This window comes from Vibrio sp. sp1, assembly GCF_016920955.1.
GTDB classification, from domain to species: Bacteria; Pseudomonadota; Gammaproteobacteria; order Enterobacterales; family Vibrionaceae; genus Vibrio; species Vibrio alginolyticus.
This window is the reverse complement of sequence record NZ_CP060589.1, coordinates 59,388-70,102: the sequence shown is the minus strand read 5'-3', so window position 1 is coordinate 70,102 and position 10,715 is coordinate 59,388. Positions and strand designations below refer to the sequence as shown.

Below are 10,715 nucleotides of genomic sequence, written 5' to 3'. Positions count from 1 at the left end.
CTCATGAGCTTTGAAGAGTTGCAACACTCAAAACTAAAGGGTGGAGCCAATATATGGCAGTGACTGTGAGTAGAAAATACTTAGGATCTGTTTTAACCCACTTAGAAAGAACATAGATAATGACCGACGACAAAACATCAAAAAGATGAGGCTCTCTGATGTTAAACATACTGCTCACAGTAATTAGAGTGATCGATATGAGCCCATATATAAATCGTTCTTTCTTTCCTTTTAACAGAGTAAAGTACAGGGTAATGTATGATGTTACTGCCATCATCCAAATTAAATATGGCAACTGCTACACGCTCCACCTACTGAGACACCTAGAGCACCTCCTCCTCCAAATTGACCAGCCCCAATCAATGGGCCTAATGCACCACCAAGGGCCCCTGAGAACGCTCCAATGACCATGGGTCTAAGGCCTGCACTAGGGTTCGAAGCTACAACTCCCATTCCACCCAAGATTGCTCCACCAATAGCACTCGGTATCCAAACGGCTAAAGGGGCACTTCTTTGATTTACATTTGTTTTTTTACCACCATAATCTCGAACCACAACGATGCCTCGCTCTTCTTTACTAACTACAGAGCCTCCAGAGTTTGCAACAACCAGTCTACCAGTAGTGATTAGGTACCCGTTAGGATAAACAATATGGGTTGAGTCTTTTGGACTAACAACTTCAACTGGGCTTGATGATAGATTAACAAATGTGATCTGAGCACCTTTTTGATGCGTATGACACACTTTTGGACATAAGTTCGTTAGAATACATACCCCAAAGTAGCCATAGATTTATTCAACCCTGCCTGAAAATGAGCAGCCGCTCCCGTTAATCAGAATGATAAATGTCCAATAGAGATACATGAAAAAGCCAACTGTAATCACAGTTGGCTCAGTATTCCCCCTTGAACTTTTAAGCCTTATATTGACTAGAGCTGTTAGTTCGGAAAGTGTTTATTTAAGAAGTCCAAAACATGAGTAACGTACTTCTCGGTATCAAAGACAGGTGCACTGTGTCCTACACCTTCTTCAATGAAAAGTTGGTTGGTAACTCCATGCTCATCAAGCTTAGCCTTAAGTATCTCACTTTGAGATAGAGGCACTCGCTTATCCAAGGTGCCGTGTAACTGTATATATGGTGGAGTATTTTCATTCACATAACTCGTCGTTGATGCTTTCTTGGCAAGCTTTGGAATATTGTTTGGAATATCTCCTAAGAAACGGGATACAGACGATTTTTTGCTGGTTTTCTTGCCACCTTTATTACTTAACTCAAGTAAATCGGTAGGGCCAAAAAAGCTCACTACGGCTGAGACCTTGTACTTTGGTGGCTCATAGAAATCTACTTGGTGGTATGCCGAGTTAGTCGCACCAATAAAGCCAGCGAGGTGCCCACCAGCAGAGCGTCCCATTATCACAACATTGTCCGCTTTAATACCGAGCTTTTCAGCATTGTCGTACAAATAGTTCAGTGCATCATTAATGTCTTGTACTGGTTGAGGAAAGATCGCTTCTCCACTTAAACGATAATCAACTGAAGCTAGCGCATAACCTTCATTCAACACAGACTGAAGTAATAATGGGTTCTTTTCTGGGATGGCGTCTTTGCTCCCACGTTTCCATGCACCACCATGTACCCAGACTAATAACGGGTACTGAGTATTTGATTCAACCGAAGGAGCATAAAGATCGAGTTTAATCTCTCTTTCACCTACAGTTTTGAACAAGATATCCTTCTCTACATTGAACTCCCCAGCCAAACAGATAAAGGGCATAAGTAGAACAGAGGTCATCGCAGACTTAATTTTCGTATTCATTGTTTTGTTATTCGCTTAAAAAGTGAGTAGATTAGAAAGTCGCTTCAGCAGCTAACCAGTAGCGTCGGCCATCTTCAATGTAGCCAAACTCTTCCTCTGTGGTTTGATCATCGAACAAGTTATAAACCGCTGCCATTAACTTCACACTCTTAGTTACACGCCAGTTCACACCGAGATCCACGTAAGTAATAGAAGGTGCCAAAGTTCTTGTGCTATCACTAGTGATGTTGTTTTTGTCTTTGCCTTGATAGTTTATTCGGGCCCATGAAGCAACATCATCACGCACTGCCCAATCACCATTAAGTGAGAAGATATGTTCAGGTGCTTGTACGAGAGGCAAGCCATCATCATCGTCATTAGTGTTCTTTTCACTACGAGTATACGAGTAGGTCGCACTTAGTGTAATTGACTCTGTAATACCCTTAGATACGGAACTTTCTGCACCATAGCTGATCGCATCATCAATGTTGACGTAAGTGCGGTCGCAACTTCTGCTATCAGTACAAGTCGGATAGACAAACTCACTTTCGATCTTGTCTTTGAAGTCGCTGTAAAACAAAGTAATGTTTGCAGAAAGGTCTCGCTCATTAACGTAATACAGTCCCATCTCTGTATTGATGGAGGTTTCTGCTGTTAAGTCTGGATTACCGTAAATAGAACAACGTCCTCTACAGCTCTCTTGAACCCACTCTTCGTCCATTTGTGTCAAACTAGGTGCTCGATAACCCGTAGACACACCACCTTTTAGCGTCCAACTAGGGTCAATAGACCAGACCCCGTAAGCTCTTGGGCTAAATTGCCCGTCAAAGATCTCATTGTCGTCGTAACGTAAACCAAGGGTGAGAGCGAATGTATCCGTGAGATACCACTCGTCCTCAGCAAATACTGCCCATTGCTTGTTTTTAGAGGTCAATGACAGTTTATTATCAGTCAGATCCTTTTGCTCGAAAGATGCGCCCAGTGTTAAGTAGTGAGCATTAAGAGGCAGACCCCATTGCGTATTAATTTGACTATTCTCGACTTCTTTATCTGCACCGATATTTTTTACTGTTTCATTACTGATAAATGAAGAACTTGTACCCCAAGAGTAGTTTCCGTCGTGGCTAAAACCAATAGATTGGCGTTCATATTCTCGTACTGCAACTTGAGACTCTCGCTCCACTGATTTACCTAGAGTGGTCTCTCGCTCTTGGTTATGATTAGTGAACTCCAGAGTAAAAGTGTCATCCGAGGTAGGTGTGAGGTACAAAGAAGCTCGATAGTTGTCGAGTGTCTTACCTGCATAACCACCTTCAATTTCATCTTCTTTTCTTTCCTGATACAGTCCAGTCAAAGAAGTACTCAACAGACCATCAATGACAGGGCCAGCAAGGTAAAGCTGCCCTTGATAGCTATTGCCAGATTTTGAATTTTCTTGAAGCGTCGTTTCTGCACGCAAGCTTCCGTGCCACTCTTGATAATTTTTACGCGTAATAATATTAATAACACCTCCCAAAGCATCAGACCCATAAAGGGTTGACATAGGGCCACGTACAACTTCAATACGTTCAATTGCACTCAACGGGGGAAGCCAGTCTTGTTCAGTAAACGTACTACCATTAGTTTGAGTTTCTCGACCAGACTGCTTCCTGCCATCAACAAGAATGGCCGTATATTGAGCAGGCATACCTCGAATTGAGATATCTTGGCCATCACCACCTCCTGTAACGGTTACCCCAGGTATATCACTTAAAGCATCAGTCAAATCTTTATATGAGCGATTTTCAAGTTGCTCTCGGGTGAGAACACTTATTGTTGCTGGCGCTTCTGTGACATTCTGTTCGTAACCAGAGGCTGTAACCACTACGGTTTCCATTGCTGTTGTATTGATACCAGTCTCAGGTAACTGGTCATTTGCAACAACGACCATAGGTACAGTAATACAAGCAGAAACAACTGATGTAGAAAATAGAGAGTATGTGAAAAGAGGCTTCATATTGAATAGGCTTAAAATGTAATTGCATTTAATAATTATTATCAATTAAACCTGATTATCATAATCACTGACAAGTTAATCACTATCGAGAAAAGAGAATATCACTATCCAATATACGAATAGTTAACCACGAATTACCCGATATAAGCATTTAAGCTAAAGTATCGGTTCCAACATAGAGCTGTTTAAAGATCTCTCGTACCCATTCACACATAGGATCATCGTTAAAGCGTTTGTGCCAATATAGGAAGACTTCTTGAAAGTCCAACTGTAGCTCGGCAGGTACTTCTCGAACGATCAAGCGAGGGTCTTGACAAGCTGCCTCTGCAAAAGGTGTCGGTAGATGAAATATAATCTCAGTCTCCGCAGCGATACTTGGAGCAGAACTAAAGTTATTCAGTTGCACTGGCGCTGATAAACGCTTTTTTTTGTTCGCTAACCCTAGCTCTTGGTATTTATGCTCAAACGACAATCGCTTCTCACCCTGCAAAGAGACTTGTCCAAAGTCAAATTCGGCCAAACGCTCTGGAGTTAGCTCTAAATCGGCCAGTGGATGATAGCGGCTCATAAGCAAACGGAAAGTACGCTTAGCAACAACCATTCGATAGATATTTTGCTCAGAGCTTGGCGGTTGATGAGAGGAAAGTGCGAAATGAACATCTCCAGCCACCAACGCATCAAAATGACGTTTTGGTGCTGAGTCCAAACTGACCTTAAGGTTTGGAGCCTCTTGCCGAATCTTAGCGATAACCTTAGGCATTAAGGTATTAATCTGAGGAAGAAGGCCGTAAACCTTAACGGTGCTTGATACAGTGCTCGGATCAAACGAGTCTCTATGGGCAAGTTTTTCTAAACTGGTAATCACATTATTGATGTCTTGCCTTACTGACTCTGCTTTTGGAGTCAGTTCATAGCCGTATTTCTTGCGCACCAGTAATTCGTCATTAAAGAAAACTCTCATTTTTTGCAGTGCTCGACTTACCGCAGACTGGCTCATATTTAAAGCCATAGCGGTGTTAGATACATGCTTCTCTTCGAGCAAGTGCTTTAAAACAAAGAGCAAATTCAGATCAATTTGAGATAAGTTCACGTCAATACCACCCATCAAGCTTCCAGTAGGTGGTATAGTACATAAATCTCTAGAGTTTGAGGTAAGTATTTTCGATACTACAAGGCACTATTGAAACACAATTCTGGTAACAGGACTGTCTCCGTGCTAACACGAAAAGGGGCAGAGTCGTGTTTGCCGAGATTGGCTTCAGAACGTCCTTGGACAACAACGCTGGTTGAGCTTTAGGTCACCACTCCATTCAGAATCTTAAAGGCAAAATGAACTTTACCGATTCGCGGTGCTCAAAAGGTGAATATTTTAACTTTTATATTAATTTTAAGGGGTTGAAATGGGCCTGATTCGGATAATTCTAGTAATACCGCTACTTATTGTTGGCGTCGCCAAAGCGTCTTCTACTATCCATAGTATCGAGCGGCAAGATGGCTCATCGTTAATTTATTACCTCACCAAAACGGCGGAAAATCCGAGTAATACCTTGTTGGTTATCATGCAAGGCTCTGATTGCAATAGCGTCTCCCACAGCACGACGATTAATAACCTATTTTCTCAAACGGCGCCAGAGGCTGATTTACTCACGGTAGAGAAATACGGGCTAAACCAAGCGATCAGGTGGAATCCCGATGGCGATAGCCCTGATTGCCCGACAGCGTACATTCAAAAGGATTCACCGACACAGCGCACGGCAGACTACCGACAAGTGATCGAAAGACTTGAGAGTAATTATGAGCACATTATTGTACTTGGCGGGAGTGAAGGGGCCGTAGTTGCCGCCATGGTCGCGTCACAAGTTCCATCGGTTGATAGCTTAGTGTCTTTGAACGCTGGTGGGCGCTTCTTCGTTGATGATGTTCTCTATAATATGGAGCAAACTATGCCATCGGAAGCCTTGATAGATGCAAAAAATGGTTTCTTGGGTTTTCAGCAAGCCGTGGTAAGCGCTGAAACAATGGACATCAATATGAGCTCCCATGGTTTTGCTTGGTGGAAAGAGATGCTGACGTTAGACCAAAGGACGATACTTGAACGGGTCAGTGCCGACATTCTCATTTTGCAGTCGGAGCGAGACATTAACGTTTCACCTGATCAGGCGAAACGACAAGCAGAGCAACTGATGCAGTCGCGTTCGAACGTGTCGTTTGTGTTACTCGCTGGTTTGGATCACGCTTTTCAAAACCAGCGAGGAGAAAGTGAGATACCAGCCGTTATCAAACAGATTCGAGCATGGTTAGAACGAACTTAGTTAGCACAGGAAGAAAAAGAAATGGGGTAAGGTCTTGCGTTTTGCCACACATTACTTTTGCATATCAAAACTAGCTGACTATCGGAAACGTAATCGAAGTGCAACAAGCTTTGGTGCGAGTTGAACTAGCCAGAGGTAGCTAGCTCGAAGCTGGACAGAAATGATTTAGAGCATTTACTTAAATTAGCAAAATGCGAATAACTTCTGGTATGGAAAATCTGTGTCCAATCTGGCAGGAGCAGTTTAGTTATTGGAAATGCAGCTTTATCGAGACGTTCTATATGTATTGGCTTAATAGAGGTGTTGCGAGCTTCAATGCAATACCAAACATGATGCATGAAATCGCAGAATCTAAAATTCTCCATGTTCTTGGCTTACTAAAAAGTGGGATCAACTTGTTAGCCAAATACACTAATCCATAAAACCAGATCCCTGATGCAATCAGTGCCCCTATAACAAACAATAGTTTTTCATCAGGTTCCATTTGAGCAGTCACACCACCAAGGATCACCACCGTATCCAGATAGACATGTGGATTTAAAAAAGTGATAGCCATCGCCATTAAAACGACTTTTAACCAACTCTGGGCAATGTCCGAATTTTCCAACTCTAGGTGACTTGAACCATTCCATGCTGATTTTGCAGATTGGTAGCCATACCAGAAAAGAAATACTACGCCGCCAAGAGTCAAAAGGTCTTTCCATAATGGTGCTTTATAGAGCAGTGTCCCTACACCAAGTACACCAGTACTGATCAGTAGAATGTCTCCAAGAAAGCAGATAGTGGCAACGGACAGTGCGTATTGCTTTTTTAATCCGCACTTTAATAGAAACGCATTTTGGCTACCGATTGCGACAATCAAACTTCCAGAAACAACGGCACCCGTTAACAAAGTATTTATCACATCAAACCTCAATGGATTTTGAAGCAAACACCAACGATTGCTCTATCACTGAATCAGGCATGATCACTTGCAAGTGTTTAATCATTTCTTGCCCCGCCTCCTGCAAGTGTTCTAGTGGCATTTCAGGCAAGCTTTCTAGAATAAACCACATGTTACGTGTGTCAGATTCAATTCGGGTTCTGACACCCTGCCTCCAGTTCCAACGACGACAAGTAACGCCTACTTCATCGCGCCAAATTACTTCCCCAACATCAGGGTTTTCAATTGAAGCCTCACCATTTTTCATGGTGTCAAAGGATTCAGAGCCATCTGCGATAGTGAGTGTTGGCGTTCCTTGATAACTGTCCATATCTTCACCACCTACGGGTATGGCGTATCGAATACTGATGGCATTATAAATATCCACAATAGGGTCAATGCTCTGCATTCCTCCATCTTTCAATACTCGTTTTCGCAGTGCAGCAGCCGAGCAAGGGGTTCGATTTGGTTTAGCGCCAAATTGACGAAAAACGTCTCCCCACGCATTGATGTGTGATTCTGCCCATGGATAGTCGTTCTCAATGACGGAAGTACATGCTTCTTGCAGAACCCGTTTTGCATACTCTTGGCTCTGAACTTCCGTTCCTTTAACGGATATGCTCAATGCTTTGAACTCTGGTGCAATCTGGGAAATTCGAGCATCGATTGACGGCACTATAACAACCATTAGATAATTCCTTCAGTGATTCATTTTTATGCAAGATACATTACAATGACCAAAAAAGTCAATATATCGACCGATAGTGGCACTGATGCTGATTTCATTAATCAAGCGGTAGCCGCAAGGATCAAGGAACATCGAAAAAGGCTCAAGTTGTCACTGGATGCCCTGTCAAAAAGAGCAGGGATAAGTAAAGGCATGTTAGTAGAAGTAGAGAAAGGGGCAGCTAACCCTAGCATTTCGACGTTGTGTAAACTGTCTGCTGCCCTTGGGATTTCGGTTGCCGATATTGTGAATGTTGCGAGTAACCCAACAGTCAACATCATTGATAAAGAGGACATTCCAACGCTTTGGACTGGCGAGCACGGTGGTAGCGCAAAACTTCTGGCGGGAACAAGCGGCCCAGATATGATTGAGTTGTGGCGCTGGAATATGAAACCATCAGAAGTTTTTGAATCAGCAGGTCATCCACAAGGCACGTTTGAACTTTTTCATGTTGAGTCTGGAATACTCACTTTGAATATTGATGGGAAAGCCATAGAACTGCATGAAGGTCAGTCCGCTATAGCTAAAACGGATGTCCCTCACAGCTACTCAAACCAAGCAGATTCGGATTTAGTTTTCACTATGAGCGTTGCTGAGTTACATCGATAAGCCCACTCATTTAGAGGCGAGTTCAAATAAGATTTATTAAGGCAAAGCCATACTCACAATAGATGGATTAGTACTAGCCCCAAGTAACAATGGGGCAAAAATGTTTTAGGAATGACAGAGTATCGATTGCGGTCGCGGCCATTTTAGTCTGATACCCTATTACCCAGTATGAATCTTTATTACTCTTCACACCATCTGCCATCCAATTTCCTCAGCTATTAACTACCACTGTCGTATATTTAACTATTGTTTTTTAAATCAAATGCTTACCTTGGTTGTGTCATTGGGCCCAACAATTTCCTGTTTATGAAATTATATCGTGGCAACCTTTCTGCTATGAATCATTTGTATAAATTAGATGAAAGTGCACAGTAATAGCTTCTTATGTGCAATAATTTTTTTGCATATATTGAATTTGATTTTTTAACCAAAATGTATCAGCGAAATGTGCAAAATTTATGTCTTGTAAACTGTTCATTGTGACTGACGATGTATACGGCACTTTTGCGGACGACTTTGTCTCACTGTTTGCGAAACTACCATACAACACGCTTTGTGTGTACTCGTTCTCTAAGTACTTCGGTGCAACAGGCTGGCGTCTAGGCTCGATTGCAATTCAACACAACAACGTGTTTGACGATGCAATGCGTAGCCTTCCTGAAGCGCGTCAACTTGAGTTGGACGATCGTTACAAAACGCTGACTCCGGAACCGCGTGAGATCAAGTTTATTGACCGTATCGTTGCAGATAGCCGCAGCGTAGCACTTAACCACACAGCAGGTTTGTCTCTTCCTCAACAAGTTCAAATGGCGCTGTTCTCATTGAACTGCTTGATGGACTCAGAGAAAAACTATAAAGAAGCATGTAAACGCATCATTCGCGAGCGTTACAAAACTCTGTACAAAAACATGGGTGTAGAAATTGAAGAAAACAAAGATTGTGTGGACTACTACACACTGCTTGAGCTCGACACTTTGGGCGGCAAGTTGTACGGACCAGCCTTCGTTGAATGGTTCAAAGCGAGTGAGAAGGGCAAAGACTTCCTGTTCCGCCTTGCACATGAAACCGGCGTTATCCTACTTCCAGGCCAAGGCTTCGATGTAGTGCACGCATCAGTTCGAGTTTCGTTAGCAAACCTTACTCACCACGAATACGAGCTTATCGGTCGTGCAACACGCAAAGTGTTGGATGAGTACTTTGCTGAGTTCCAAGGCTAATTAATCCAGCCTGATTAAGAATAAGCCTCGGCGTTGTCGAGGCTATTCCGACCAAATAAGCACAGTGCGCGGCATTGTGTTTATTTAGTCGCCAAGCTAACAAACTCCCAAATTAAGAGTGACTTATGAAAAGCATTATTTCTATTCAATCTCATGTGGTTTATGGCCACGCCGGAAACAGTTCTGCAGTCTTCCCAATGCAGAGAATGGGCCTCGAAGTATGGCCAATTCACACGGTTCAGTTTTCAAATCACACTCAGTACCAGCAAGGTTGGACTGGACAGAAGTTTGGGGCAGATGAAATTCATTCTCTAATGAGAGGCTTAGATAACATTGAGAAGTTAGGCGAATGTGGCGCGATACTGTCCGGTTATCAAGGCAGCGCAGAGCAATGTCGAGCGGTGGCCGAAGCGGTAAGTTTAGTCAAATCGCGTAACCACAGCGCGCTTTATGTGTGTGACCCAGTTATGGGTGATCCAGACAAAGGTTGCATTGTGGCAGACGGTGTCAAAGAAGCGATAAGCCATAGCTTGTTGCCCATCGCTGATGTGATTGTTCCTAACCAGTTTGAACTGAGCGAGTTAACAGGTGTGAAAATTGACTCTCTTTATGATGCGGTCACTGCATGTAAAAAAGCCCTAGAGCTGGGACCGAAAATGGTATTGGTGAAACACCTGCATGCACTAACAGATGACGCCTTCAGTATGATTTTAGCCACGCCGAAAGCAAGCTATTTGGCCCAACGCCCTAGTGTTGAATTTGCTATGCAGCCAGTCGGTGTCGGTGATTTGATTTCTGCGATTTTTACTTCTTGTTTGGTGAAGAAGATGTCTCCTGTCGCAGCCTTTCGTCATACACATAACGCCGTTTACGGTGTATTGGAGATCACCAAAGGCTATGGCACATGGGAGCTACAGACGATCAATGCCCAATACGAATTTGTCGAACCGACGCATGAGTTCAACGTCGTGAAAATTGCTTAGCGCAGTACCTAATTAACGGAGAAGCGTAAAGTTAGCATATAGAAACTTGGCATAATTGCTTTGATGGATAGCATCCTACAATCGCGATTATGGGGTTTAGCCGTGCCTAGCTATAGTAACTCCACACAACGAAACGGACTTCATTTTGACCCA

Annotated in this window: 9 protein-coding genes and 1 pseudogene; 4 read left to right on the top strand and 6 right to left on the bottom strand. The window is 43.0% G+C overall.

Going from position 1 to position 10,715, the window contains the following annotated elements; genetic code table 11:
• Positions 1-282: 282 nt before the first annotated feature.
• From H9L11_RS00370 to H9L11_RS00355, 4 genes are all read right to left on the bottom strand, one after another.
• Positions 283-744, bottom strand: coding sequence for a hypothetical protein (locus H9L11_RS00370; RefSeq protein ID WP_205390911.1), 462 nt, complete (start codon positions 742-744; stop codon positions 283-285).
• Between the two features lie 194 nt (positions 745-938).
• Positions 939-1,817 carry an alpha/beta hydrolase gene (locus H9L11_RS00365; RefSeq protein ID WP_180208720.1) on the bottom strand — a complete coding sequence of 293 codons (879 nt, stop codon included), beginning with the start codon at positions 1,815-1,817 and terminating at the stop codon, positions 939-941.
• A gap of 31 nt (positions 1,818-1,848) precedes the next feature.
• Positions 1,849-3,792: a TonB-dependent receptor gene (locus H9L11_RS00360; RefSeq protein ID WP_205390910.1), complete on the bottom strand. Its 1,944-nt coding sequence runs from the start codon at positions 3,790-3,792 to the stop codon at positions 1,849-1,851.
• Positions 3,793-3,943: 151 nt separating this feature from the next.
• Positions 3,944-4,897, bottom strand: coding sequence for a LysR family transcriptional regulator (locus H9L11_RS00355; RefSeq protein ID WP_017819843.1), 954 nt, complete (start codon positions 4,895-4,897; stop codon positions 3,944-3,946).
• Between the two features lie 295 nt (positions 4,898-5,192).
• Here H9L11_RS00355 and H9L11_RS00350 point away from each other — a divergent pair, with 295 nt between their 5' ends.
• Positions 5,193-6,104 carry an alpha/beta hydrolase gene (locus H9L11_RS00350; RefSeq protein ID WP_176311000.1) on the top strand — a complete coding sequence of 304 codons (912 nt, stop codon included), beginning with the start codon at positions 5,193-5,195 and terminating at the stop codon, positions 6,102-6,104.
• 277 nt (positions 6,105-6,381) lie between these two features.
• Here the strand turns inward: H9L11_RS00350 and H9L11_RS00345 are convergent, their stop codons facing one another.
• Together H9L11_RS00345 and H9L11_RS00340 are read right to left on the bottom strand one after the other, a co-directional pair.
• Positions 6,382-7,008: a LysE/ArgO family amino acid transporter gene (locus H9L11_RS00345; protein WP_025768444.1), complete on the bottom strand. Its 627-nt coding sequence runs from the start codon at positions 7,006-7,008 to the stop codon at positions 6,382-6,384.
• A 1-nt stretch (position 7,009) separates the two neighbouring features.
• Positions 7,010-7,714 carry a B3/4 domain-containing protein gene (locus H9L11_RS00340; protein WP_025768445.1) on the bottom strand — a complete coding sequence of 235 codons (705 nt, stop codon included), beginning with the start codon at positions 7,712-7,714 and terminating at the stop codon, positions 7,010-7,012.
• Positions 7,715-7,759: 45 nt separating this feature from the next.
• Between H9L11_RS00340 and H9L11_RS00335 the strand changes: the two genes are divergently transcribed.
• The 3 genes and pseudogenes from H9L11_RS00335 (at position 7,760) to pdxY (ending at position 10,562) form a co-directional block, all read left to right on the top strand.
• Complete coding sequence (locus H9L11_RS00335) at positions 7,760-8,362, top strand: helix-turn-helix transcriptional regulator (protein WP_025768446.1); 603 nt, start codon at positions 7,760-7,762, stop codon at positions 8,360-8,362.
• A 470-nt stretch (positions 8,363-8,832) separates the two neighbouring features.
• Positions 8,833-9,579, top strand: a pseudogene (locus H9L11_RS00330) (bifunctional aspartate transaminase/aspartate 4-decarboxylase); the annotation flags it as partial.
• A gap of 125 nt (positions 9,580-9,704) precedes the next feature.
• A complete protein-coding gene (gene pdxY / locus H9L11_RS00325; RefSeq protein ID WP_005377109.1) occupies positions 9,705-10,562 on the top strand; it encodes a pyridoxal kinase PdxY in 858 nt (285 codons plus the stop codon).
• Positions 10,563-10,715 lie beyond the last annotated feature (153 nt).